The following is a 26,500-nucleotide window of genomic DNA, read 5'->3' as shown; positions in this document are numbered from 1 at the left end:
CCACCCGAACCGGCGGGCGGCGCGCAATGTGTTCGCTCAACAGCAAAGCAGGCAGACAGCGGGTTGTCCAATCCCGGTCGGGTTCAGCGCAGAAGCCGGTGGCGCGAACCAGTGACGGTGCGCAATGACTTGAGTGTTCGCCTCAGCCATGCCAGATCATGGTGAGGTTTGCGTGGCGTTGCGGGAGCCTTTGTTCTGCCGACATGCCGGGCCATATCCCTCGCTAGGCTTTCCTCGGTGCCGATACCTTTGAGCTTTTTCAGCAGCCTGCCGTTTTTATAGAACAGCACTGTTGGCGTGCCCGTGACGTTCGGGTGCTTGGGCGATTGGCTGGTGTTGAGCATATAGATGTTGGCGCGCAGTCGGTAAGGCTCGGCAATCTGCCGAAAGACCGGCCCGGCCCATTCGCAGGCGGGGCAGTGTTCATTGGCGAAATACAGAATGACCGGACGCCAGGTTTTCAGGGCTTTGCGGTAAACCGGGTCCAGCGCGGAAGTAGTGTTTGTGGCGTTCATCGAAGGGTCCTTTTCAACGAGCGGGTAGGCACCTTGACGTTAAAGGAGCAGGGGCGTCGCGGTCTACTGTCAGAAATTACAGGTGGGCTGCGTAACCACGAGATTAATCGCACAAGAACGCCAGATAGACCTGACAACCAATGCGGGAACCTCACAAGAAACCGCGTGGTAACCTCAATGTATTGCGCCGAGCATCACTTGGAGTGCTATTTTGAGCACTAATCAGAGCACTTCAAGAGGCACAGTTCATGACGCACATTGTTCTTTCTCACGTCGTAGCGAGTATTTCCGAATTGAAAAAAAATCCTATGGGTACAGTGGCAGCTGGTGGAGGCCGGTCTGTGGCGATCCTTAATCGAAACGAACCGGCCTTCTACTGTGTTCCTGCCAAGGAATATGAAGCAATGATGGAGCGCCTGGAGGATCTGGAACTGATCGCCCTTTGCAAGGAGCGAGAAAACGATCCGACCATCAAGGTATCCATTGATGACCTATGAACTGGAATTTTCTGAAAAGGCTTGGAAGGAGTGGCGAAAGCTTGGGTCGGAGCTCAGAGAGCAGTTCAAAAATAAACTTGTTGAAAGGCTGGCAAATCCCCACGTTCCGGCGGCTCGTCTGAAAGGATTGTGTAACGCCTATAAAATCAAGCTTCGAAGCGCTGGATATCGGTTGGTCTATCGGGTCAGGGACGAGGTACTGGTCGTTACGGTGATAGCGGTTGGGAAACGGCAGGGTGGTGATGTGTACAGGCAGGCACTCAACCGCTGACACAGGTATTGCTCAACTGTAACCCTGATTCGCACCATCACGACGCCATCTGACCCAAGTTGGGAACGAACCACCCCTTTCATTAGTGATCGCAGGGACCTTTCTGCGTATTGGGTCGGACCGATCAATTGGTCCGCAAGTCCATATCTCCTTGATTACCAAAGCATTCAATACGACTACAGATTTCTCCTGATTCCTGTGGCACACTTTCTGCTGTCTATTCCGTAGTAACAAACCGTGTTCCGGTATAGCGGAATAAACACAATTCTGGAGTGCTTGCCATGCATCGCCGTCCTTCGTTGTTCAAAGCGTGTGTTTTTGTTCTTGCAGCTTCTTCCTCGGTCATGGGCCTGGCCCAGGCTGCCGACAGCAAGCTCGACAGTGTTCTTGCCCGTGGCAAGTTGATCGTGGGCACTGGCAGCACCAATGCGCCGTGGCACTTTCAGGGCGCGGACGGCAAGTTGCAGGGTTTTGATATCGACATCGCCAGGATCGTGGCCAAAGGGCTGTTCAACGACCCGAGCAAGGTCGAGTTCGTGGTGCAGTCGTCCGATGCGCGGATTCCCAATCTGCTCACCGACAAGGTCGACATGAGCTGCCAGTTCATCACCGTCACCGCCAGCCGCGCGCAGCAAGTCGCGTTCACCCTGCCGTACTACCGCGAAGGCGTCGGCCTGCTGTTGCCGAACAACAGCAAGTACAAGGAAATCGAAGACCTGCAGGCGGCGGGCGATGACGTCACCGTTGCGGTGCTGCAGAACGTCTACGCCGAAGAACTGGTGCATCAGGCATTACCCAAAGCCAAGGTCGATCAGTACGACAGCGTTGACCTGATGTACCAGGCGGTGAACTCCGGCCGCGCCGATGCCGCCGCCACCGATCAGTCGTCGGTCAAATACCTGATGGTGCAGAACCCTGGCCGCTACCGCAGCCCGAGCTACGCCTGGAGCCCGCAGACTTACGCTTGCGCCGTCAAACGTGGCGATCAGGACTGGCTGAACTTCGTCAACACCGCGCTGCATGAAGCCATGACCGGGGTTGAGTTCCCGACCTATGCCGCTTCGTTCAAACAATGGTTCGGTGTTGATCTGCCATCTCCAGCCATCGGTTTCCCAGTCGAATTCAAATGATCCCGTGAGAGTGGGGCGATACCGTCGCCCCGCTCAAGGTACCGCTGACCATGAACTATCAGTTGAACTTTGCCGCCGTGTGGCGCGATTTCGACACCTTGCTGGCGGGGCTCGGTCTGGGCTTGCAGCTGGCGCTGGTGTCGATCGCCATCGGCTGCGTGATCGGCCTGCTGATGGCGTTCGCCTTGCTGTCGAAGCATCGCGCCTTGCGGGTGCTGGCCTCGGTGTACGTCACGGTGGTACGCAACACGCCGATTCTGGTGTTGATTCTGTTGATCTACTTTGCACTGCCCAGCCTTGGCATTCGTCTGGACAAGATTCCTTCGTTCATCATCACGCTGTCGCTGTATGCCGGCGCGTACCTGACCGAAGTCTTTCGTGGCGGCTTGCTGAGCATTCCGAAGGGTCAGCGCGAAGCCGGGCTGGCAATCGGTCTCGGTGAATGGCAGGTCAAGGCTTACGTCACCGTGCCAGTGATGCTGCGCAATGTGCTGCCGGCGCTGTCGAACAACTTCATTTCGCTGTTCAAGGACACTTCGCTGGCGGCTGCGATTGCGGTGCCGGAGCTGACCTATTACGCGCGCAAGATCAACGTCGAAAGCTACCGGGTGATCGAAACCTGGCTGGTGACCACGGCGTTATATGTCGCGGCCTGTTACCTCATTGCCATGCTGCTGCGTTACCTCGAGCAGCGTCTGGCGATCCGCCGATAGGAGGCTGCGATGTACGAATCTCCCAGTTGGTTGCATGAATTGTGGGTCGCGCGCGAGCCGTTGTGGCAGGGCTTTCTGACCAGTGTGCAGGTCTCGGCGCTGGCCATTGTGTTGGGCACCTTGCTCGGCGTGGTTGCCGGCCTGGTCCTGACTTACGGCAAGTTCTGGATGCGTGCGCCGTTTCGGCTGTACGTCGATCTGATTCGCGGCACGCCAGTGTTTGTATTGGTGCTGGCCTGCTTTTATATGGCGCCGGCGCTCGGTTGGCAGATCAGTGCGTTTCAGGCCGGAGCCCTGGGCCTGACGCTGTTTTGCGGCTCGCACGTCGCCGAAATCGTTCGTGGTGCGCTGCAAGCCCTGCCGCGCGGGCAGATGGAGGCGGGCAAAGCCATCGGCCTGACGTTCTACCAATCCCTCGGCTACGTACTGTTACCTCAGGCGCTGCGGCAGATTTTGCCGACCTGGGTCAACTCGTCCACCGAAATCGTCAAGGCGTCGACCTTGCTCTCGGTGATCGGCGTCGCCGAATTGCTGCTCAGCACGCAACAGATCATCGCCCGGAACTTCATGACCCTGGAGTTCTACCTGTTCGCCGGTTTTCTGTTCTTCGTCATCAACTACGGCATCGAATTACTCGGCCGGCACATTGAAAAGCGGGTGGCCCTGCCATGACTCAAGCTCAAGTTGCTTCACAGGATCAGGCATTGCTGGATATTCGCGGCCTGCACAAACAGTACGGCGCGGTGGAAGTGCTCAAGGGTGTCGACCTGAGCATGCAGCGCGGCAACGTCGTCACGCTGATCGGCTCCAGCGGTTCGGGCAAAACCACGCTGTTGCGTTGCGTGAACATGCTCGAAGAATTCCAGGGCGGGCAGATCCTGCTCGACGGCGAGTCCATCGGCTACGACGAGGTCAACGGTAAACGCGTGCGCCATGCGGAGAAGGTTATTGCCCGCCATCGTGCGATGACCGGCATGGCCTTCCAGCAATTCAACCTCTTCCCGCACCTGACCGCGTTGCAGAACGTCACCCTTGGCCTGCTCAAGGTGAAGAAGATGCACAGGGACGAAGCCGTGGTGCTCGCGGAAAAATGGCTGGAGCGCGTTGGCCTGCTGGAGCGGCGCAATCACTTTCCCGGTCAGTTGTCCGGCGGCCAGCAACAGCGCGTGGCGATTGCCCGAGCGATTGCGATGAACCCGAGCCTGATGCTCTTTGACGAGGTCACCTCGGCCCTCGACCCGGAACTGGTTGGCGAGGTGCTCAACGTGATCAAGGGGTTGGCCGAGGACGGCATGACCATGTTGCTGGTGACCCACGAAATGCGTTTCGCCTTCGAGGTTTCGGACAAGATCGTTTTCATGAATCAAGGGCGGATCGAAGAGCAGGGACCTCCCAAGGAACTGTTCGAACGCCCGCAATCGCCGCGTCTGGCGGAATTTCTCAAGAGCACGCGGTTTTGAATCTGTACTTTTGCAATCAGGAGAAACACCCATGAGCATTACGCGTTACGGCACCGGCAGCACCGCCGCCGGCGGCCAGCCTCGTCCATTCGCCCGCGCAGTTGAAGCGGATGGCTGGCTGCATGTGTCCGGCCAGGTACCGGCGGTGGATGGCGAGATCATCGTTGGTGGCATCGTCGAACAGACCCACCAGACCATGAAGAACCTGATCGCCATTCTCGAAGAGGCTGGTTATGGCCTTGAGGACGTGGTTCGCGCCGGCGTCTGGCTGGACGATCCACGGGATTTCAGCAGTTTCAACAAGGTCTTCGCCGAGTATTTCAAACCCGAACACGCCCCGGCGCGCGCCTGTGTGCAGGCGAGCATGATGGTTGATTGCAAGGTTGAGATTGACTGCATTGCCTACAAGAAGAAGGCCTGATACACGCCGATCGTTCCCACGCTCTGCGTGGGAATGCAGCCCGGGACGCTCTGCGTCCCAAAAGCGGACGCGGAGCGTCCGGTGAGGCATTCCCACGCGGAGCATGGGAACGATCATTGGCTGTAAACTCCCGGCGACTTTGAATGGAAACCACTGACATGACCGAAGACACCATCAAGCGCCGGGCACGCGGTCTGGACCGGGCGTTCGATATCCTCGATTTTCTCAAGGAAATCGGCCAGCCCCTGCGCCCCAACGACATCGCCAATGGCATCGGCAGTCCGAAGTCGACGGTCTACGAACTGGTCGCATCCTTGCTGGAGCGGCGAATTCTCGAGCCGGTGGGCAAGGACGGTCACGTCTACCTTGGCCGCCAGTTGTACTTCCTTGGCCAGGCGCATCTGCGGCATTTCGACCTCAGTCGCGAGGCCGATCACGCCTTGCAAGAGATCGTCAGCCAGACCCGCGAAACTGCGCAGATGTGCCTGCTCAACGGGCGCAAATACACCGTGGCGTTGATGAAAGAGGGCGAGCGGCATTTCCGCATTTCCTCCGATATTGGCGAAAACGCGCCGATCCCATGGACAGCGTCCGGGCGTCTATTGCTCGCGCATTTGAGCGATCAACAGATCATCGACCTGATCGACGAAGACGACTACATCCTGCCCGACGGCGAACGCCTGCCACTGGACCGTTTTCTGGCGGAGATTCGTCAGGCCGGCAGCGATGGCTTCTTCTCCTTCGACAGCGTCGCCGACACCTTCACCCATTGCTTCGCCGCGCCGGTCAAAGACCCGCAGGGCGTGGCCATTTGCACTTTGTGCATCGTCGCCCCGCGCGCCGATGCGAAAAACAATTACAACGACTATCGCCGGGTGCTGATCGAGAGCGCCAACAGCCTCGCCCGGCGGATCAACGAATAACCGCGGCTGCCTGCGGCCGCGCCTGTGAGGATTGGACCATGACCACTGCCATCAACTCTGCCGTAGAAAAAGGCGACGCCGCCATCGGTGCGCAATTGACCCGCGACGTCAGCCTGCCGGCGCTGGTGCTGCACCGCGAGGCGCTGGAGCACAACATTCGCTGGATGCAGAAATTTGTCAGCGATAGCGGCGCCGAACTGGCGCCCCACGGCAAAACCAGCATGACCCCGGCACTGTTCAAACGACAGCTTGACGCCGGCGCTTGGGGAATCACCCTCGCCAGCGCCACCCAGGCCCGCGCGGCTTATGCCCACGGCGTGCGCCGGGTGTTGATGGCCAACCAGTTGGTCGGTACGCCGAACATGGCGTTGATTGCCGATCTGCTCGCCGATCCGACGTTCGATTTCCATTGCATGGTCGATCACCCCGACAACGTCGCCGACCTCGGGAGTTACTTCGCTTCGCGGGGAGTGAAGCTCAACGTGATGATCGAATACGGCGTGGTCGGCGGCCGTTGCGGTTGCCGCAGCGAGCAGGAAGTCATCGAGTTGGCCAAGGCCATCGATGCGCAACCGGCACTGGCCCTCACCGGTATTGAGGGTTACGAAGGCGTAATTCATGGCGATCATGCGGTCAGTGGCATTCGCGAATTCGCCGCGTCGCTGGTTCGTCTCGCGGTGCAGCTACAGGACAGCGGCGCCTTTGCCATCGCCAGACCGATCATCACAGCGTCGGGTTCGGCCTGGTACGACCTGATCGCCGAATCTTTCGAAACCCAGAACGCCGCCGGCCGCTTCCTCAGTGTGTTGCGCCCGGGCAGTTACGTGGCGCACGACCATGGCATCTACAAAGAGGCGCAGTGCTGCGTGCTCGACCGTCGCAGCGACCTGCACGAAGGCCTGCGCCCGGCGCTGGAAGTCTGGGCTCATGTGCAGTCGCTGCCGGAACCGGGTTTTGCGGTGATCGCCCTGGGCAAGCGCGATGTCGCCTTCGATGCCGGTTTGCCGGTGCCGTTGTTGCGCTACAAGGCCGGCGTGGTGCCGGCGGCGGGGGATGATATCGGCGCGTGCAAGGTCACGGCAGTAATGGATCAGCATGCGTTCATGACCGTGGCGCCAGGTGTAGAACTGCGGGTCGGCGACATCATTTCCTTTGGTACTTCGCATCCATGCCTGACGTTTGACAAATGGCGTGTTGGGTTGCTGGTGGATGAGCAGTTGGCGGTCATCGAGACCATGGAGACTTGTTTCTAAGGCTTGAGATTGCGTTGCGGCGGCTATTCGCGAGCAGGCTCGCTCCCACAAGATCAATGCGTTCCATTGTGGGAGCGAGCCTGCTCGCGAAGACGCCCGCTTAGCCACCACTGAACCACCCGAGATCCCACCCGATGAAAATCCTCAGCAACACCCCACGCATCGCCCTGATTGGCGAATGCATGATCGAACTGCAACAACGCGCCGACGGTAGTCTGCAGCAAAGCTTCGGTGGCGACACCCTCAACACGGCGGTGTACCTGTCCCGTGCGCTGGGCGACAAGGCGCAAGTCGACTACGTCACCGCGCTGGGCGATGACAGTTTCAGCGACGCCATGTGCCAGATCTGGCGCAGCGAAGGCATCGGCCTCGATCTGGTGCAGCGTTTGCCCGGTCGGCTGCCCGGTCTGTACTGCATCCAGACCGACGCCAACGGCGAACGGCGTTTCCTGTACTGGCGCAACGAAGCGGCGGTACGCGATTGCTTCACCACCCCTGCGGCCGAGCCGATCCTCGCGGCGTTGCCGCACTACGACGTGCTGTATTTCAGTGGGATCACCCTCGCCGTACTCGGAATGCAAGGCCGCGCCCGACTGATCAAGACCCTGATTGAAGCCAGACAGCGCGGCGCACGCATCGTTTTCGACAACAACTACCGCCCGCGCCTGTGGGCGTCGGTGGAAGAGGCGCGCGCGGCATATCGCAGCGTCTTGCCATATGTGGATCTGGCGTTACTCACCGTGGATGACGAACAGGCGTTGTTCGGGTTTGCCGATTGCGCTGAGGTGTTTGCCACGTATGCACAGATCGGCACGCCGGAAGTGGTGCTCAAGCGCGGCGCCGAGGCGTGTCTGATTCGCTGCAATGGTGAGGCGTTTGAAGTGCCGGCGCACAAGGTTGATAAGGTTGTCGACACCACAGCGGCGGGGGATTCGTTCAGTGCGGCGTACCTGGCCAGGCGCCTGCTCGGCGGCAGTCCGGCAGAGGCGGCGCAAGCGGGACATGAATTGGCCAGTCGGGTGATACAGGTGCCTGGAGCGCTGATTCCCAGGTAATCAGAGAATGGCCGCTTGCTGCGCAATCGGTTCGCGAGCAGGCTCGCTCCCACAACGCGGTCGACATGTGGGAGCGAGCCTGCTCGCGAAGAAGCCCGGCAGCCAGCCGATCAATCCCGATAAAACACCTGCACCAGGTGATAACCAAACTTGCTCTTGATCGGCCCATGCACGGTGCGCAGCGGCTTCTTGAAAATCACCGCATCAATCGCGCCGACCATCTGCCCCGGCCGCACTTCGCCCAGGTCGCCGCCGCGTTTGCCGGACGGGCAGGTGGAAAATTTCTTCGCCAGCACATCGAACGCTTCGCCCTTGGCAATGCGCTGTTTGAGTTGTTCGGCCTCTTCGGCAGTTTTCACCAGAATGTGGCGGGCTTGGGCTTTCATCGTGCAATACCTGATAACGGGGTGACAGCGGGGCGCGCGATTATGCCTCAAGTCGCGGGGGCGGGTTGCTCAACTTGCGAATCTTGCTCGCCAGCACTTCAAGGACAAAGGGCTTGGCGACCATGTCCATGCCCTCTTCAAGGAAGCCCTGACGCTCGGCAGCAATCTGCGCGTAACCGGTCATGAACAGCACTTTAAGCCCCGGACGATGCTGGCGAGCAATCTCCGCCAACTGCCGACCGTTCATGCCCGGCAGCCCGACATCAGTGACCAGCAGATCGACGCGTTGCACGGACTCGAGCACGGGCAGGGCGTTCGTGGCGTTTTCCGCTTCGAAGGTTGTGTAGCCCAGTTCCTTGAGCAGATCGAGCACCAGCATGCGCACTGCCGGATCATCCTCGACCACAATCGCGGTCTCGCCTGAAGATGAAGCTGCAATCGGTTCGGCTTTCTCCACAGACGAGGATTCGGGCGTCGGCTCAAGCAAACGCGGCAAGTACAGACGTACGCAAGTACCTTGCCCCGGCACACTGTCGAGGCTGACGTGACCGCCGGACTGCTGGGCGAAACCGTAAATCATCGACAGCCCAAGCCCGGTGCCTTGGCCGATCGGTTTGGTGGTAAAGAACGGATCGAACGCTTTGGAACGGATTGACGGCGTCATGCCGGTGCCGTTATCGCTGACCGCGAGCATCACGTATTCCCCGGCCTTCACCGGCTCGAGAATGGTGGTGTCGCTGCTGTCGAGATACACGTTCGCGGTCTGGATCAGCAACGTGCCGCCTTCGGGCATCGCATCGCGGGCATTGATCACCAGATTGAGCAGGGCATTCTCCAGCTGGCTGACGTCGGTACTCACCGGCCACAAATCCTCTGGCAGGCGCAGTTGCAGCTCGATGGCATCGCCCTTGGTGCGGCGGATCAGGTCTTCCAGTGAATGCACCAGTTCGTTGACGTGCAGTTGCTTGCGATCCAAGGACTGGCGCCGCGAGAAGGCCAGCAAGCGATGCGTCAGCGCGGCCGCACGGTTGGCCGACGACACGGCCGCCTCGGTGAAGCGACCAATCTCATCGGCGCGACCGTTGGCGATATAGCGCTGCATCAGATCCAGGCTGCCGATGATGCCGGTGAGCATGTTGTTGAAGTCGTGGGCGATGCCGCCGGTGAGCTGGCCGACGGCTTCCATCTTCTGCGCGTGGCGCAAGGCGTCTTCGGCGCGCTCGCGTTCGAACATCTCGTTCTGCAAACGCTCGTTGGCCTGCGCCAGTTGCTCGGTGCGCGCGCTGACCCGCTCTTCGAGGGTCTCGTTGAGATTGCGCAGGGCTTCCTCGGTTTTCTTGCGCTCGGTTTCGTCGATGACAAAGATGTAGAAGCCATTCACTGCACCGTCTGCGCCATGTCGCGGCAGATAATTCATGAGGGCATGACGGGTGCTGCCATCGCGGTGCGGCGTGTAGAAACTGAAGGAACAGGAGCGCCCGGCCAGTGCTTCGGCGATGTACGGCGCACGCAGGAAATACGCCTCTTCGCCGATGACTTCGCGGATCGTGCGCCCATACAACTCCTGCGGCGTCAGGCCGTACCAGTCCAGATAGGCTGCGTTGTTCAAGCGAAAGCGTTCTTCGGCGTCGACATAGCTGATCAGGATCGGCATGGCGTTGATGATCAGCTGAAGTTCGGTCTGGCTCTGACGCAGCGCCTGTTCCGTATGTTTGCGTTCGGTCAGGTCCAGCGCCGCGCCGAGAAAGCGCATCGGCCGACCATGATGATCCTTGTAGCAACGCCCGCGCGCGAACACCCAGCGCAGCGTGCCATCGGCCTGCAACAGGCGATATTCCTCGGCGTACTCGGTGCCATGGGTGATGCAGTACTTGATGCCGCGCGCGACCATGGCGCGGTCTTCGGGGTGCACCCCGTGCATGTATTCGCTGATCGGCAACTGCCCGGCCCTGGCCGGATCGACGCCGTGCAGTTCGGCGAAGTGCGCATCGGCGATGAAACGGTCTTCGCCAATGTCCCAATCCCAGGTGCCGACGGCGTCGGTGGCGGCGAGGGCCAGTTGCAGACGCTCCTCGGACTGGCGCTGGGCCTTGAGGCTTTCTTCGGAACGACGCTGCAATTCCAGGGCAATGCGTCGGCGCTCGTTGGTTTCGATGGCGGTGATCAGAATCCCGGCCACCTGTGCGGTTTCATCGCGAATCGGGCTGTAGGTCAGATCCAGCCAGAAATCGGTTTTTTTGCCGTCTCGCTGCACGCTGAACCGCTGCTCGCTGAAGCTGCGCACCTGGCCCTGCAGCACCGCTTGGTATATCGGCTCGGCAAAATCCCGCACCTCTGGCCAGACCTCATGCGTCGGCTGCCCGAACGCTTCGGGATGCTTGCTGCCAGCGAGCAGGGCAAAGCCATTGTTGTAGATCTGCGTGAGTTGCGGACCCCATAACAGCAGCATCGGCATCGGCGAATGAATCACGATGTCCACCGCCGTGCGCAGGCTCTGCGGCCAGGTGCCGGCGGCGCCCAGCGGGCTGCGGCTCCAGTCGGTGCGGGCAATCAGGGCCTGAGCGTCATCGGTGGTGGATACAGCATTCATGTTTCAATCCTGAGCGTGGTTCGGTGAGACGGGGTCTATCATTGTTGCAGGAGCCGCGCCAAGCGTCGGCCAAATTTGCTCATTCAATGCTTCGCGGGTGCTTTCAGCCATGGAAATCGATGCACTGTTGTCAATATTGTCGCAAAAAAACGGCTCGGATCTGTTCCTCTCTACCGGCGCAGCGCCGAGCGCGCGCATTGATGGCGTGCTGACAGCGCTCAGCGATCAGCCATTCAAACCCGGCGAAACCGCGGCTATCGCCACCTCCCTGATGGACGCCGAGCAGCGCCGGGAGTTCGACCGGGATCTGGAAATGAACCTGGCAATCTCCCGAACGGGCGTCGGGCGGTTCCGGGTGAACATTTTCAAGCAGCGCAACGACGTTTCGATCGTGATCCGCAACGTCAAGGTCGACATCCCGCGATTCGAAGACCTGAAGCTGCCGCCGGTGCTGCTGGAAACGGTGATGCTCAAACGTGGCCTGATTCTTTTTGTCGGCGCGACCAGTTCAGGCAAGTCGACTTCGCTGGCGGCACTCATCGATCACCGCAACCGTCACAGTGCCGGACACATTGTGACGATCGAAGACCCGATCGAATATATCCATCGGCACAAGCGCTCGATCATCAATCAGCGTGAAGTCGGCGTAGATACCCGAAGCTTTCATGCGGCTTTGAAGAACACTCTGCGCCAGGCTCCGGATGTTGTATTGATTGGTGAGATCCGTGACCGCGAAACCATGGAGCATGCACTGTCATTCGCTGATACCGGCCATCTTGTGTTGTCGACGCTGCATGCGACCAACGCCAATCAGGCGCTGGATCGAATCATCAATATGTTTCCCGAGGAGAAGCGCGAACAGCTTTTGCAGACATTGGGCAACAACCTGAAAGCCTGTGTTTCGCAGCGTCTGCTCCGCACTGTCGATGGCCAAAGGCGCGCGGCAGTCGAAATTCTTCTGGGTACGCCGACCATCGCTGACCTGGTCCGACGCGGCCAGTTCGAAGAGCTCAAGCCGATGATGGAAAAATCGACCGGACTCGGTATGCAGACATTTGACGCGGCACTGTTTGCGCTGTTTGCAGAAGGTGCAATCAGTGAGCAGGAAGCATTGAAGAATGCCGATTCGGTGAATAACTTGAAGTTGCGAATCAAACTTCAGCACGATCAGGCAGGTGTTAACAGTACAGGCCCCGGCGAGTGGGGTTTGATGGATTGACTTGGTGTCTTCGATTGCATCGAGTGTTTGCACGGCAACAACACTTAATAATTGACTCGTGGTTCGGTTGTATGTGTTTGGGTAAAACGTCATCACGCTGAATGGTCAGCTAGTTGGTTTGATGAGGTTTTGCTGTGAACGAAGTTAAGAAAAATAAAGTATTCCGGCCATCGAAAGTTGCGCTGGCTGAATGGAAGTATCGGTCTGCGGCAGATGCTACCGAGCGCGATATGGTTCTTCGGCATCTGGAAGATGCATTGAATGAGTACACCGAAGATCACGATATAGACTGGTATGGGCGTGAAGTAGAGTTGCAACCAGGCTCTTCACTGCATGAAATATATAACCCCGGCAGACTTCTGCTCAATGAGCTGCTGAAAACCGGGCCGGTCATTGGTGCAATCGGTCGAGAGGAGGCGCGCGAGCATAACGGCCTGGTTCGGATTACGCCGGAAGGCAAGATGGAAGTCCGTGCCGTCAGAGGTTGGGTAGATCTGGTTGCGGCGCAGTATTTTGAATACAGTCAACCTACGCGCTCGACGGTGAGTCTCATCGCCGACATTGCCGCAGTCGCCGGCGGTTTTGTATGGCCCGATCTGGATGTAACCCTGGATCAGTGGTTCAAGTTTCATGATATCGATCTGCCTGACACCAAGGCCAAGATCAGTAACTTGATCGGCTTGTTCAAGTTTTCACCCGAGGTCAGGGAGCCAGTTGCTTTTTGGGATCACTTTCAATCCAGTGAGCAGAGTCACAACGCGTTATCCGAAGAGCAGTTTGCAGATATTCGTGGCGTCACCGCAAAATTGATGCCGAAGCGCAAGCTGTTGTCAGCCTTGTACAACGTCACAGGGCGCGCGGATATATCTCACGAAACGGCGGCGCAGCGCCTCTTTGAATTTGTCGCCTATCCAGTTTCGCTGGATCTTGCCAGAAGTTATATCAAAGAGCTGAATTGGTACGGGGTGAATGACGGGCAAACGCTTTCCGAAAATATTCTCCGCCAATTGTTGATGACCGCGATTTTACTCGACCTGGACCCATCGATCGGCCATCGCCACCTGGTCGAACGGCGGGACCTGTACTCGCCAGACAATCTTGAGCGCCATCCATCAGAGATACTCGAGGGGTACACCGAGTTTGTGCGGAACAAGCGCTGGGTAGATCCGATATTGGCGCCGTTGGTGGTTCATCTTCTCCTGGCACGCAGCGCGCCCGAATTTCTGGTCAGGAAAATTCCGACAGAGGTCACACTTGGGTCGATCGCCTGGATCAAGTTCTGTCGCGCTGTAGTATTGGTCGAGGCAGTAAAGACCGGGGCCTCGCGGGAATTGACCTATGCACAGATCATCGCTTACGGCGAACTGGAGCCGGTCAGTGAAGCGCAGAAGCATATGCGCGATCTGGCGCTGATCGACCCGATCGTGGAGTGGGCGTTGCTCAACCGGATTATTTCCAGAGCCGAGCTCGAACAGGCAGAAGAAACCTGTACACGAAGGGCGATTGACGCGTTTGAGCACCACGCAGACCAATTCGCCCAGCTAGCCCGCGCATTTTCGACACCGTTACCCAACCGAGCGGAAATTGCCCGAAGCCAATTGAGAAAAGCTGCACCTGGCTGCGACACGCTGGATGAAAAGGCGCTGTCCGAGAAAGGCGGACAGCTAATCATGTCCATGGTCGAGCTGCACCAATCGGGCGATCTGATCACCGGTCAGTGGGACAGGCGCACCGTACGTTTGATCGTCAACGGATTGCTGCAACCTGCGATCAACTACAACCCTGCGGGTCTCAGTCTTTATCAGCGTTATCCGCGACTGCTGACGATTGAATCCTGTGACGAGGAAATGGATCGTCAGTTGGCCGTGCATTTCGAAGCGGTGAACGGCGGCATGATGTCTGCCATCAAGCTGGCGTTGGCACACATGCCGGAAGCGGATCTGCAAGTGTTCATGAATGCCGACGTTCATTTTTTCACCGTGCGCGAATCGGCATCCTATGTGACTACGCGCCGGGCCGGCGGACCTTTGAATCTAGGGCTTGAACAAGAAACACAACAAAGCCGGGATGCCGCCACGGGACGCTTCGGTGTTGTGATGTACACGTCTGATGAAGACGCTGATCTTTGTTATGAATTATTCACTTCGCGTGCAGAAACCCGCAGGAATGATGCGCTGGGTGCTTTCATCAGACGGGAAAGAAAGCTTCAGCAACGCTCAAGAATGAGCGCCAGTGCCAATATGACGACGCCCCTGAGCAACACCCTGACCCAGAGCGTTCCGCTGAACATCAGGCGCTATACCCATGCCGCGGCCGAGGACGCTTCGATCAGCAGCAGTATGGCGATCATCGATTACTTCGGCGCGCTGAAAGCACCAGCGCAATCTGCGCGGTTGCAGACAGGGTTCTACCAGAAATTCAACGACCCTAACATCGTGCGCATCGCCGGGTTTCTCGCTGAGAACAGACCGTTCCTGAATAAAACCGAGCTCAGAGAGCTTGTGCGTGTACCGACGCCGCTCGAACTCTCCCGGGAAGAGGGCGAACGCTTGCTGACTTACTTCATCGACCTGTTGGTGCCGTTCAAAAAATGCATCGAGGACATCGCCTCGGGCGAACACAACAAGATGGTGGACGGGGTTTACGGATGTTTGATGGACGGCATCGGCCTGGTGGGAACAGTGGCTGGCGCCAGCTCGAAGGCGCTGAGTATTTCCACCAGGGCCATTTCCACTACTGCCAAGGCCGCGCGTTTCACCCGGCTGGCGTTTACTTCGGCCATCTCGCTTTTCAATCCCTTCGACGGTGTGCCCTCTGGTCTGCAGGCGGGCAGTAAACTGGTACACAAGGGCCTGCTGCGGTTCAACAAGAACACTCATGACCTGATTACCCTGGCCAGGGGTCAATTGCACAGGATCAGCGGTCGCCGGCAATCCTATGATCTGCTTGAAGCGGCCGATAACGCGCAATTCGGGTTGGGTAGCTGGCGGCCACGCGGGGCTACGCATGAAGCCGTCGCCGTGCTGGCCGCGCGCAGTGGTGACAAATGGTACTCGCTGAATCGACGCGGCAACTTGTGGGGCAAGTCTCTGGAGGGTTTTGTGTATCAGGCCCCCTTGCAGCTGCCTGCTTCGCCGCGCACGTTGCCGCTCAGTTACACGCGCAAGTTCATCGAGCAAAGCCTGCCCCGTGCACGGGCCAAGATCGACAACGCATTGGAAATCTTCAACCGTCATGATTTCAAACGCGATCGCGACGCGCTGATGAAGATCGTGTTCGGCGATGCTTCTCAGGTGTCCACTGATCGGCTGGTGAACTACTTGCGTTTGATCCGCTTCGATTTCGCCGGTTTCTCCTTGAGCAACATGGTTCTCGACGGCCTCAAGATCAACGACACCCTAGCATCGTTCGATGCAAACAATTACCAGCGCTGGAAAGACGCAGGTTCGAGCGGTGATTGCGCTATAGCGTTTGTTGAGGTCTACACGAAAAACTTCAATCGACACTTCGTCAGCATGGGTCTGAACCACGATGTGATCGCCGACGACCTGATTCATGAGCTGTTCCACGCCAGCGCACAAACCGACGATGTCGGTTATGCCACCGACGCCGTGCATGCCAGTGACAGCGGACAGCAGCTGGATGTGTCCGTTTTGCTCAATCTGGGGGCAGGTTGCCTGGCGCAGTCGCAGAGCGGCACTGACTGTCATGCGCCGTCCAGAGCCTTCGAAAACGCCGACTCGCTCACGCTGCTCACCTCATTGCTGAGTCAACTGATCACTGACGAGGTCACTTTCGATCAAAACATGACTGTTCTTGACAGTGCGCTCGAGGCCAGCGCGGGCCGGGCGATTGGCGAGCCGGTGGTCATTACCTTGAACAAACCTCGTTGATGAAAAGCACTGCCGCCAGCCTGTCGGATGAGGGCGTCAGTGCCGGTTTCAATCAGCCAGTTCCGGCCGGTCCTGAAACTGCTCCAGCGCTTCGGGATTGGCCAGTGCATCGGTGTTTTTTACCGGCCTTCCATGCACGACATCACGCACCGCCAGCTCCACGACTTTGCCGCTGATGGTGCGCGGTATGTCCGTCACTGCAACAATCCGCGCCGGGACATGTCTCGGCGTGGTATTGGCGCGGATCACTTCGCGGATTCGCTGTTCGAGCCCTTGATCGAGTTCGACACCATCGCGCAGACGCACGAACAGCACGACCCGCACATCATCCTGCCACTGCTGACCGATGGCGACGCTGTCCAGTACCTCGGTGATTTTCTCGACCTGCCGATAGATTTCCGCCGTGCCGATGCGCACGCCGCCCGGGTTCAACACCGCATCCGAGCGGCCATGGATCATCGTCGCGCCGTGGGGCAACTGTTCGGCGTAATCACCTTGTGCCCAGACGCCCGGGAACAGGCTGAAGTAGGACTGGCGGAGTTTTGAGCCGTCGGGGTCATTCCACAAGCCGATCGGCATCGCCGGGAAATGCCGCGTGCAGACCAGCTCACCTTTCTCGCCGATCACCGGTTGGCCAGCGTCGTTCCACACCTCGACGGCCATGCCCAGGCTCTTGCCCATGATTTCTCCGCGACGTACCGCTGACAGCGGGTTGCCATTGACGAAGCACGAAACGATGTCGGTACCACCGGACATTGAAGCCAGGCACACATCGGTTTTGAAGTCGCGGTAAACGAAATCGTAGCTTTGCGGGGACAGCGCCGAGCCCGTGCACAGCAGGGTTTTCAAACTGCTCAAGTCATGACTTGAGCGGGGCCTGGCGCCGCTGCTTTCCAGCGTCGCGAGGAATTTCGGACTGGTGCCAAACACGCTGATGCGTTCATCGTCGATCAGATCGAGCAAGCGCTGATGGTCCGGATAAAACGGCGAGCCGTCGTAGAGCACCACGGCGCTGCCAACCGCGAGCGCCGAAACCAGCCAGTTCCACATCATCCAGCCGCAGGTCGTGTAGTAGAACAAGCGGTCACCGGGACCGAGGTCGCAGTGCAAACCATGTTCCTTGACGTGTTGCAGCAGCACACCGCTGGTGCTGTGGACGATGCATTTCGGCACGCCAGTGGTGCCGCTGGAGTACAGCACGTAGAGCGGATGATTGAACGGCACCGGGGTGAAATCCGGTTCGCCGCCGGGTTGATAAAAATCCTCCCACAAGCAGACATCAGCGTGGCTTTGATAATCCTCGATGCGCGCTTGCGGACGGGCGTACGGGACGATGATCAACTGCTGCAGTGACGGCAGTTGTGCCAGGATTTCGTTGAGCTTGGCGGTCTGATCCAGGATTTTTCCGGCGTATTGATAACCGGCACAGGTGAGCAGCACTTTCGGTTCGATCTGGCCAAAGCGATCGATCACGCCGTGGGTGCCGAAGTCCGGCGACGAGCAGGACCAGATCGCGCCGAGGCTGGTGGTGGCCAACATCGCCACCAGGGTTTGCCAGGTGTTGGGCATGCACGCCGCCACGCGATCACCCCGGCCAACGCCTGTTGCGCGCAGGCTCGCCTGAAAACCGGCGACGTGTTCGGCCAGTTCGGCCCAGGTCAGTTGTTCGCGCTGGCCGTTTTCCGCCACAGCAACCACCGCCACGGCATCGTCGCGGCGGCGCAGCAGGTGTTCGGCAAAGTTCAGCGTCGCGCCCGGAAACCACTCGGCGCTGGGCATCTCTGCACCTTCACGCAAGACGGCGCCTGGCTGGGTGTGAAAGCGGATGTCGAAGAAATCGACGATCGCCTGCCAGAACGCCGGGCGCTGATCGATGCTCCATTGGTGCAGGGCAGGGAAGTCGTCGAGCTTAAGCGAATGCCGCTGATTGATTTCGCGCCGGAAAACGTCCATACGCGAACCGGCGATACGCTGGGCGTCGGGTTGCCAGAGGATGTCGGACATGGGTTTGCCTCTTCTTATCGGATTCGCGAGCTGGCTCGCTCCCACAATGGCCAGGTGTTTATTGCGCCAGCCAGCCACCATCAATATTCCACGCCGCGCCGCGCACCTGGCTGCCGGCTTCACTGCACAAGAACAGCACCAGCTCACCCAGATGCTGCGGTGTAACGAACTCCAGCGACGGCTGTTTTTCCGCCAGCAGATCATGCTGCGCCTGCTGCGGATCGACACCCTTGGCCGCGCGATCATCGATCTGCTTCTGCACCAGCGGCGTCAACACCCAACCCGGACAGATCGCGTTGCAGGTGACGTTGCTGGTCGCGGTTTCCAGCCCGACCACTTTGGTCAGACCGATCACGCCATGCTTGGCGGCGACGTACGCGGCTTTGCCGGTGGAGCCGACCTGGCCGTGCACCGAGGCGATATTGATGATGCGCCCCCAATTCTTGCGGCGCATGCCCGGCAGGCTCAACCGCGTGCTGTGAAATACCGATGACAGGTTGATCGCGATGATCGAATCCCAGCGCTCAACAGGAAACTCTTCTACGGCCGCAACGTGCTGAATGCCGGCGTTGTTGACCAGAATGTCGACGCCGCCAAACTCGCGCTCGGCGTAGGCGACCATGTCGGCAATCTGCGCCGGGTCGCTGACATCGGCGGGGTGATGGCCGACCTTGCCGCCGTACTGAGCGACGTCGGTGATCACCTTCGAGGCGTCGCCGAAGCCATTGAGAATCAGGTTGGCGCCCGCTTTCGCGAGAGTCAGCGCGATACCCAGGCCGATGCCGCTGGTGGAGCCGGTTACCAACGCTGTCTTGCCGGAAAGAGTGGTCATGAATACCTCACACAATGCCAGTGGCGTAGAAAGTGCCGATCACCACGAAAACCGCCAGGGTCTTGATCAGCGTAATACAGAAAATGTCTTTGTAGGCTTCGCGGTGGGTCAGCCCGGTCACCGCCAGCAACGTGATTACCGCGCCGTTGTGCGGCAGGGTGTCCATGCCGCCACTGGCCATCGCGGCCACGCGGTGCAGCACTTCCAGCGGAATATTCGCCGCGTGCGCTGCACTGATGAACTGCTCGGACATCGCCGCCAGCGCAATGCTCATGCCGCCCGACGCCGATCCGGTAATGCCGGCGAGCAGTGTCACGGTGATCGCTTCGTTGACCAACGGATTGGGAATCTGCTTGAGCCAGTCGGCCAGCACCAGGAACCCCGGCAGCGAAGCGATTACCGCACCAAAGCCGTATTCAGACGCGGTGTTCATCGCCGCGAGCAACGCACCGCTGACCGCACTTTTGCTGCCTTCGGCGAGCTTGCTTTTGATCGCCTTGAAGCCGAACGCCAGGACCAAGAGGATGCCGACCAGCAACGCCGCCTGCACCGCCCAGATCGCCGTGAGCTTGGCGATTTCGGTAGTGACCGGCGCGGCCATGCCCGGCAGTGCCAGGCTGTGGGTCTTGCCGTACCACTGCGGAATCCACTGGGTGAAGAGCAGGTTCATGATGCCCACGGCCAGCAATGGCGACAGGGCAATCCACGGGTTGGGCAGCTTCAGGTCTTCGGCGGTTTCCGGTTCGTTGCGCAGTTCAGTGCCGTAACCTTCGCCGGCACGTTGCGCCTTGTTGCGTTGGCGCTGCAGAAACAGCATGCCGGCGCAGAACACGAAAATCGTGCCGATCACCCCCAGCCACGGCGCCGCCCATGCGGTGGTGTTGAAGAAGGTGCTGGGGATGATGTTCTGGATCTGCGGCGTGCCGGGCAGGGCGTCCATGGTGAACGAGAATGCACCGAGGGCAATGGTCGCCGGGATCAGACGTTTGGGAATATTGCTCTGGCGGAACATCTCCGCTGCAAACGGGTAAACAGCGAAGACAACGACGAACAACGACACGCCGCCATAAGTCAGCAGGGCGCAGACCAGCACGATCACCAGCATCGCTTGTTTAGTCCCGAGCAAGCGAATCGCAGCGGCCACGATCGAGCGTGAGAAACCGGACAATTCGATGAGCTTGCCGAACACCGCGCCGAGCAGGAATACCGGGAAATAGAGCTTGATGAAACCGACCATCTTGTCCATGAACACCCCGGTGAACGCAGGGGCAACGGCGGACGGATCGGTGAGCAGGACCGCGCCGAGGGCGGCGATCGGGGCAAAGAGGATGACGCTGTAGCCACGGTAGGCGGCGAGCATCAGCAGCGTCAGGGCTGCCAAGGCAATGATCACACTCATGGTGTGTCTCTCCAGGATTGTTATTTTTGTGGGTGGAACGGGTGTGGAGAGTGGGTTAGCGAGATTTGTGCCAATCTTCTAACTGTTTGAAATATAAGGAAATTAGATCAGAGTCGCGTTCTGGGAGCTGTTTTTGTCTCTTAATTGAGATTTTCTTTGAATGGGCCGTCGCCTTCGCGAGCAGGCTCGCTCCCACATTGGTCATGCATTCCCCTGTGGGAGCGAGCCTGCTCGCGAAGCTTTTGCTCTAGTCTTAAAATGGAGATCAGATGTCTCTATATGTAGACTCTGCAATCCCCAGCGCAGCCATTTTCTTGTACAGCGTCGACCGCCCCAGCCCCAGCCGAACCGCCGCCTCCGGCACTTTCCCCGCGCATTGCGCCAGGGTCGACTCGATCAACTGCCGATCAAACCGCGCCCGCGCCTGTGCAAATGTCTCCCCAGCGGAGGCTTGCATGCTCGGCTCGGACGTTCGCTCAACCGGAGTAAAGGTGCCAATCGCGCCGCGAATATCCTGCTCGGTCAGGATCAGATCATCACTGAGCAACGCCGCCCGCTCCAGCACATTGCGCAACTCACGGATGTTGCCCGGCCAGGCATGCTGGCCGAGCAACGCCAGCGCGTCGCGGTGCAGTTCATGCTGGCTGCGCAGTTCTTCGAGAATCGCCTCGCTCAGCGCCGGCAGATCATCGAGACGTTCACGCAGCGGCGGCACCTGGATTGGCAGTACGTTGAGGCGGTAGTACAAATCGGCGCGAAATTCGCCGCGCTTGATCGCCGCCTGCAAATCCGTCGACGTCGCGGCGATTACCCGCACATCGCTTTGAATCACTTCATTGGAGCCGACCGGTTCGAATTCTTTTTCCTGCAACACGCGCAGCAGTTTGCTTTGTAGCGGCAGCGGCATATCGCCGATCTCATCGAGAAACAGCGTGCCACCCTGAGCGATTTGTAATTTACCAGTGCGGCCCTTGCGGTCGGCGCCGGTAAAGGCGCCGGGTGCCGTACCGAAAAATTCGGCTTCCAGCAGCGCCTCGGGAATTGCCGCGCTGTTGATGCTGACGAAGGCTTTGTGCGCGCGTGGTGAGGCGCTGTGAATCGCTTGGGCAAGCAACTCTTTACCTGTGCCGGTTTCCCCCAGCAGCAAAACCGGCGAATCAGCGCTGGCACTGCGCCTGGCGCGGCGTTTGACTTCAAGGCTGGCAGCGCTGGTACCGATGAAGTGGGCGAAGTTGTATTTGGTCTGCCGCGCACGTAGCAGCGAGCGGGTCGAGGCGAGTTCTTCCTGCATGCTCAAGTAGCGCTTGAGCATCGGCGACAGCGTGCGCAACTCGTCGAACAGGGCAAAACCGATGGCGCCGATCACGCTGCCGGCATCGTCGTGGATCGGCAGGCGCATCACCACCAGCGGTTCCTTTGGCGTGTCCTGCATGTCCAGCAGAATCGGCCGACCGGTGCGTACCACCTCGCGCAGCAGGCTGCCGGGGATCACGCTTTCGCAGGGTTTGCCGATAGCGCCTGCCGCTGAATCGAGACCGAAGCGCCGGGCGTAGCGTTCGTTCATCCAGACGATATTCGCATCGCGGTCAACAATCACCGTGCCCTCACTGGATTGCTCGATGATCTCGAACAGCGAACGGATCGCCAGGGTGCGCACCCGTTGGTAGTCCTTGAGGCTTTCGGTGGTGTTCATCCTGTATTCCAAGGTTGATGAAGTCTGTCGGCGCCGTCGGATAGCGCGAGTCATTATGCCGATGGATTGCTACATGATCATCTGGTGTCAGTGATTGGCCCTTTTAAAAGCCCACAAATCGGCTCTCGACCGTTCGTCCGGAAAGTGTGCCTACCTGTAATTTCTGACAGTTGCGGAGAATGAACCTCAGTCGCCTAATGCTTCTACCCGGCGCCAGAAGGCAGGATCCCGATCCAGCGCCCCAGCGCATCAAGGAGACATGCAATGATGAAGGAAGAGATGTTGCCAGAAGATATTTCTGTACAGGATGCGAACATTCTGACGCTAGTCCCACTTTTTATTCCCGGACAAATTCCGGGCATCCACGATGCGGACGGCACGCCTAACGCCAATCGCTTTGGCGTAAACCGCAGCATGTGTACATCCAATGCCGAGGGTTTGCTGGTTAATGTCTATCCGTACCTCAATGCGGAAAAGGGCGACCACATCGTCATTCTCAGCAGCATCGATGCGACCGAATTGCTGTCATTCAATTTGGCGGCGGGGCAGGAGGATGAAACGTCTCATGTTTTCCTGCCGGGGCATTTGCTCAAGCCGGGCTTTCAAACTCTTCATTACGAAGTCATCCGCAAGAGCCAGAACTACGGGCGCTCTACGCCGCTGGATGTGTTGATCCGGTTTCTGATGCCTGGGGGGCCGGATCCGGAGCCGGATCGTCCCGGGCACTATCGTTTGCTGGCGCCACGCCTGCTCAACGTGCCGGCGGGAGGTATTACTCGCCAGCTGGCGGAGTCCGTTGACGGCGTGCAATGGGCTATTCCGGCCTATCCAAACGTTCGTCAGTTCGACATCGTGCCCCTGAGCTTTGGCGGCGTGCTCTTTTATCACACCGTGACGATGGAGCAGGTCGGGAAAGAAATCCAGGGCAAGATCCCGGTCGACGTCATTCTGAAGGCCGGTAACGGCGACCAGATTTTTATCTACCGCCCCATCGACGAAGTGCACAACCGCGCCAGCGACTGGTCGCTGCGCACAAGCGTGTACAGCGAAGTGACCTCGGATCTCCTGCGCCCGGTGATTCTCGATGCCGTGCAAGTCGATCCAGACACCGGTGAACTGTTCTACGACCTTGCCACGCTGGGTAGCAAAGACATTCAGGCTGACGTGGTCACGCGCCCGGTGACCTTCGAGATCGGCGATAGCGTCAGGCTGTGGGTTTCGACAATCAAGGGCGGTGTCGAGGCCGAGGTCTTCAGCGAGATCAAACCCGTCACTCAGATCAACAGCACCGTGCGCTTTTTTGTGCCCAACACTACAGTGATGCAACTGGCTCGGGAGCACATCTACGTCCGCTATGAGCTGACCAGCAAAAGCACCGGTGAGACCCGTCGATCAAGCCGAACCACGGTGTGGCTCAAGGGCAGTGCGGTCAACCTGCCGGCACCTAAAATCCTGCCGATCAACGGCGTTGTCGTCGATCCTGCCAACGCCGCCACCGGCATCGTTTCGCCCCATGCCGGGATTTCGGCTCAGGCCTGGCTGCATTTTTATGCGCGGGGAACTGCACCAGGCGGTGTGGAACACCTGTACGACAGTGGGCGGCGTATCAGCAGTTCGCAGGCTGCGCGCGACATGACATTTCCAATGTCGGCGCCCTACCTGGCGAAAATCGATGGCGGTGCACTCGAGGTTCATTACAAGGTCGGCACCAGCATCGACGATCCGCTGGCCGCCGAATCGCTGCGCCACTCCGTGAGGGTTGGCGAGCCCAAGCCGGACTTGCAGGCAGCCATCGTCGTGTGTGCGGTTGACGGTGTGCTTGATCCCGAAAAACTGCCACCCTTCGCCGATGCCGAGGTGCAGGTTCCACCGTTCAAAGACATGAAAGGGCAGACGGTTTATCTCTGGTATCAGTCTGACAACCCTCAGGACCCGCAACGCTATGACGATTCGGTGGACATCAATGATCGTGATCTCGACATCCCGGTTTCGTTTTTTCTTTCGCAGGACTTTCTCAAGGAACATGTGGGCTACAACCTGACCATCGGCTATTCGGTCGAGCCTACCAACGGCTCAGGCACCGAGCGTTTCGGCGCCAATACGCAGGTGGCGATCGGCGCGAGTTCGAAGCAGCCGCTGCCCGCGCCAAAAGTGCTGGAGGCGAGCGAGGCCGGTGTCTTGAACCCGATAGATACGGCTCTGCGAGGGGCTTCGGTGGTGATCGATGCCGAGTTGAAATTCGGTGATTACATCAAGTTATGCTGGAACGGCGATGCGCAGGACGGCGACTATGCGTGGGAGGAGCCGATCTCCTTCAATGGCGATGGCAAGCCTTTCACCCACCAGGTTCCGCAGCGTTATGTGCTGGCCAATCAGGATCTGGGCATCAGGGTTTCCTACACCGTTGAGCGCGACGGCGGTGGCGAGCAAAGCTCTGATGTTCTGATATTGAGTGTCCAGCGCGCGGTATTGCCGCTGCCGGCGATCAGTGAGGCAACCGGCGCCAATCGTGATCAGATAAACCCCGACGATGTGCCCGCCGAAGGCGCCAGCGCGCGGATCGGTGTGACGGCGCAACTCAAGGAAGGGGACGTTGTTACCCTCATGCCCAGCGGCGCGGCCCCGATCGTCAGGAATATACTGCGAACGGATGAAGGCCGGGAACTGATCATGCGTATTTCGCGGCCTTTCATAGACTCGAAAAACGGCGAAAGTTTCACCTTGAGCTACACGATTAGGCGTGCGGCTGGTGGTCCTGATGAGTCTTCAGCGTTCAAGAATTTCGATGTCCGTCGGGTGATTGGCTCGGGCCGATTGAAGGTCATGGGCGCGCGACATAACTCCAACACCTACCGATCTTCCAGTGCGCCGTGCCTGATGTGGGCGCTCAATGCGCAGACGCTGCAACCGATGCTGTCGGAGTGGCGCTATGCCGGCGATGCCGCCTGGGTAGCGGCCACTCAGTTTATCGATACTGCGTCGTCACGGGCGTTGCAGGTGCGCTCTGCTGTCGAGCAGGTCACCCTCAATCCGGTCAATGTCTGCGGCAATGGTGTCGATTCCAACGTGAGTGGTGCCGCCGCGGTTGTGGTGATACGTGATGCTCGGGTGTCGGCCGGCGGGGCAATGGGGGGGCGCGATCTCGCCAGTTTTGGCAATGGTTCCTATGGCGGCAGCATCCCGCCGGTGTATTTGATTCAGGAAAATGTCAGAAACGTCTTCTGTTCCGGTGGCGCTTTCGTCGCGCTCACTCAGGACGGTGTCGCGCTGCCGTTTGGTGAAGCCGGTAGCGGTGCCAATATGGGCAACGTCAGCCCCAGCGGGTTCGCGACAATCGCCAGTAACAGTTACGCATTTGCCGGTCTGACGACAACGGGTGATGTACGTGCCTGGGGCAACGCGAGCTATGGCGGCACGTTGCCGACGGGCGGCTTGAGCAACATCAGACGGGTGTTCAATGGCGGTTTGTCGTTCTGTGCTGAACGGACCGATGGCAGCATCGTGGCATGGGGGGCAGGTGTCGTGGCAAACCCGGTTCCGGGAGTGACCAACGTCGACCGCGTGATCTGCTCGTACCAGGCATATGCGGGCATTACCCAGACCAAGCGGCTGTTCGCGTTCGGTGTAACGGCCTTCGGTGGCACGCTTCCCGCCGATATCGCCAACCGCACCGATATTCAAAGGCTTTGTTGTGCCAATGCCCGGGCGTTTGTGGCGCTGACCACCGGAAAGAACGTGGTCGCCTGGGGTGAGGCTGGCTATGGCGGCAATCTCGCCAGTTTCCCTGGTATTGCCGCGTTGCGCTTCGTCGATGTGGCGTCCACCTGGCAGGCGTTTGCCGGTATCACGGAGAACAATCGTGTGGCCGCCTGGGGGGTCGCACCTGCCGGTGTGGTGCCCGCTCACATTGCCGCTTTGACCAATGCCATCCAGGTGGTCGGCACTTCTCATGCCTTTGCAGTGCTGTGCGCTGATGGTCGGGTCTTCGCCTGGGGTAACGCAACGCTTGGCGGTGATACCTCAGCCGTGGCCGCCCAGTTGATCAACGTCGTGGCCATCTACACCAACTCCCACGGTTTCATTGCGTTGACATCCGACAAACGTGTCGTCACTTGGGGGCAAGCGACGGGTATCGGTGGCGCGAGCGGCCTCAACGGATTCGTTTCCTATGTCGATGGCACCGTTACCGCAATGGAAGGGGCGAGTGTCGAGGCGCACGAAGCGGCCGAGTCCCCATAAAACCTGG

General features: G+C 59.1%; 20 protein-coding genes. 13 read left to right on the top strand and 7 right to left on the bottom strand.

Translation table 11 applies throughout. The annotated features are described in order from the left end of the window. Window positions 1-83: 83 nt before the first annotated feature. Window positions 84-515 carry a thioredoxin family protein gene (locus JWU58_RS15080; protein WP_125916105.1) on the bottom strand — a complete coding sequence of 144 codons (432 nt, stop codon included), beginning with the start codon at window positions 513-515 and terminating at the stop codon, window positions 84-86. Window positions 516-763: 248 nt separating this feature from the next. Between JWU58_RS15080 and JWU58_RS15075 the strand changes: the two genes are divergently transcribed. The 10 genes from JWU58_RS15075 (at window position 764) to kdgK (ending at window position 8,238) form a co-directional block, all read left to right on the top strand. Next, entirely contained in the window at window positions 764-1,012 is a 249-nt protein-coding gene (locus JWU58_RS15075) for a type II toxin-antitoxin system Phd/YefM family antitoxin (RefSeq protein WP_039758605.1), read from the top strand. After that, window positions 1,002-1,283, top strand: a complete 282-nt coding sequence (locus JWU58_RS15070) for a type II toxin-antitoxin system RelE family toxin (protein WP_197890164.1) — start codon at window positions 1,002-1,004, stop codon at window positions 1,281-1,283. Before JWU58_RS15075 ends, JWU58_RS15070 begins: the two co-directional genes overlap by 11 nt. A gap of 281 nt (window positions 1,284-1,564) precedes the next feature. Then, complete coding sequence (locus JWU58_RS15065; protein ID WP_016774493.1) at window positions 1,565-2,413, top strand: transporter substrate-binding domain-containing protein; 849 nt, start codon at window positions 1,565-1,567, stop codon at window positions 2,411-2,413. 50 nt (window positions 2,414-2,463) lie between these two features. Further along, a complete protein-coding gene (locus tag JWU58_RS15060) occupies window positions 2,464-3,126 on the top strand; it encodes an amino acid ABC transporter permease (protein WP_024012746.1) in 663 nt (220 codons plus the stop codon). A gap of 9 nt (window positions 3,127-3,135) precedes the next feature. Next, window positions 3,136-3,798, top strand: coding sequence for an amino acid ABC transporter permease (locus JWU58_RS15055; protein WP_071172258.1), 663 nt, complete (start codon window positions 3,136-3,138; stop codon window positions 3,796-3,798). Beyond that, entirely contained in the window at window positions 3,795-4,586 is a 792-nt protein-coding gene (locus JWU58_RS15050; protein WP_016774496.1) for an amino acid ABC transporter ATP-binding protein, read from the top strand. The genes JWU58_RS15055 and JWU58_RS15050 overlap by 4 nt, the downstream gene beginning before the upstream one ends. 31 nt (window positions 4,587-4,617) lie before the next feature. Next, the gene (locus JWU58_RS15045; RefSeq protein WP_016774497.1) at window positions 4,618-5,007 is read left to right on the top strand and encodes a RidA family protein; all 390 of its coding nucleotides are present in this window, start codon (window positions 4,618-4,620) and stop codon (window positions 5,005-5,007) included. A 158-nt stretch (window positions 5,008-5,165) separates the two neighbouring features. Beyond that, on the top strand, window positions 5,166-5,930 hold the full coding sequence (locus JWU58_RS15040; protein WP_016774498.1) for an IclR family transcriptional regulator: 765 nt from the start codon (window positions 5,166-5,168) through the stop codon (window positions 5,928-5,930). 38 nt (window positions 5,931-5,968) lie between these two features. Further along, entirely contained in the window at window positions 5,969-7,183 is a 1,215-nt protein-coding gene (locus tag JWU58_RS15035) for an amino acid deaminase (RefSeq protein ID WP_206420424.1), read from the top strand. Between the two features lie 134 nt (window positions 7,184-7,317). After that, window positions 7,318-8,238, top strand: a complete 921-nt coding sequence (gene kdgK, locus JWU58_RS15030) for a 2-dehydro-3-deoxygluconokinase (RefSeq protein WP_125926822.1) — start codon at window positions 7,318-7,320, stop codon at window positions 8,236-8,238. A 110-nt stretch (window positions 8,239-8,348) separates the two neighbouring features. On the opposite strand, the gene JWU58_RS15025 is transcribed toward kdgK, so the two are convergent. Together JWU58_RS15025 and JWU58_RS15020 are read right to left on the bottom strand one after the other, a co-directional pair. Beyond that, complete coding sequence (locus JWU58_RS15025) at window positions 8,349-8,624, bottom strand: peptidylprolyl isomerase (RefSeq protein ID WP_007912322.1); 276 nt, start codon at window positions 8,622-8,624, stop codon at window positions 8,349-8,351. A 40-nt stretch (window positions 8,625-8,664) separates the two neighbouring features. Then, window positions 8,665-11,214: a PAS domain-containing hybrid sensor histidine kinase/response regulator gene (locus tag JWU58_RS15020; protein ID WP_206420423.1), complete on the bottom strand. Its 2,550-nt coding sequence runs from the start codon at window positions 11,212-11,214 to the stop codon at window positions 8,665-8,667. 109 nt (window positions 11,215-11,323) lie between these two features. On the opposite strand from JWU58_RS15020, the gene JWU58_RS15015 reads away from it, so the two are divergent. Together JWU58_RS15015 and JWU58_RS15010 are read left to right on the top strand one after the other, a co-directional pair. Then, entirely contained in the window at window positions 11,324-12,433 is a 1,110-nt protein-coding gene (locus JWU58_RS15015) for a PilT/PilU family type 4a pilus ATPase (protein ID WP_071172264.1), read from the top strand. A 134-nt stretch (window positions 12,434-12,567) separates the two neighbouring features. After that, the gene (locus tag JWU58_RS15010) at window positions 12,568-16,326 is read left to right on the top strand and encodes a hypothetical protein (protein WP_206420415.1); all 3,759 of its coding nucleotides are present in this window, start codon (window positions 12,568-12,570) and stop codon (window positions 16,324-16,326) included. 48 nt (window positions 16,327-16,374) lie between these two features. Here JWU58_RS15010 and JWU58_RS15005 read toward each other — a convergent pair whose 3' ends face one another. The 4 genes from JWU58_RS15005 to JWU58_RS14990 all read right to left on the bottom strand — a co-directional run bounded on the left by JWU58_RS15005 (window position 16,375) and on the right by JWU58_RS14990 (window position 22,254). Further along, a complete protein-coding gene (locus JWU58_RS15005; protein WP_206420414.1) occupies window positions 16,375-18,330 on the bottom strand; it encodes an acetoacetate--CoA ligase in 1,956 nt (651 codons plus the stop codon). A 58-nt stretch (window positions 18,331-18,388) separates the two neighbouring features. Beyond that, a complete protein-coding gene (gene hbdH / locus JWU58_RS15000) occupies window positions 18,389-19,162 on the bottom strand; it encodes a 3-hydroxybutyrate dehydrogenase (RefSeq protein ID WP_206420412.1) in 774 nt (257 codons plus the stop codon). Window positions 19,163-19,169: 7 nt separating this feature from the next. After that, window positions 19,170-20,561: a GntP family permease gene (locus JWU58_RS14995; protein ID WP_122610516.1), complete on the bottom strand. Its 1,392-nt coding sequence runs from the start codon at window positions 20,559-20,561 to the stop codon at window positions 19,170-19,172. A 265-nt stretch (window positions 20,562-20,826) separates the two neighbouring features. Beyond that, complete coding sequence (locus JWU58_RS14990) at window positions 20,827-22,254, bottom strand: sigma-54 interaction domain-containing protein (protein ID WP_024012755.1); 1,428 nt, start codon at window positions 22,252-22,254, stop codon at window positions 20,827-20,829. A 264-nt stretch (window positions 22,255-22,518) separates the two neighbouring features. Between JWU58_RS14990 and JWU58_RS14985 the strand changes: the two genes are divergently transcribed. Next, window positions 22,519-26,493: an RCC1 domain-containing protein gene (locus JWU58_RS14985; protein WP_206420410.1), complete on the top strand. Its 3,975-nt coding sequence runs from the start codon at window positions 22,519-22,521 to the stop codon at window positions 26,491-26,493. Window positions 26,494-26,500 lie beyond the last annotated feature (7 nt).

It is taken from the genome of Pseudomonas atacamensis, from assembly GCF_017167965.1.
GTDB classification, from domain to species: Bacteria; Pseudomonadota; Gammaproteobacteria; order Pseudomonadales; family Pseudomonadaceae; genus Aquipseudomonas; species Aquipseudomonas atacamensis.
Note: the sequence above shows the minus strand (reverse complement) of the source record. Positions and strands in the feature narration are given on the sequence as shown.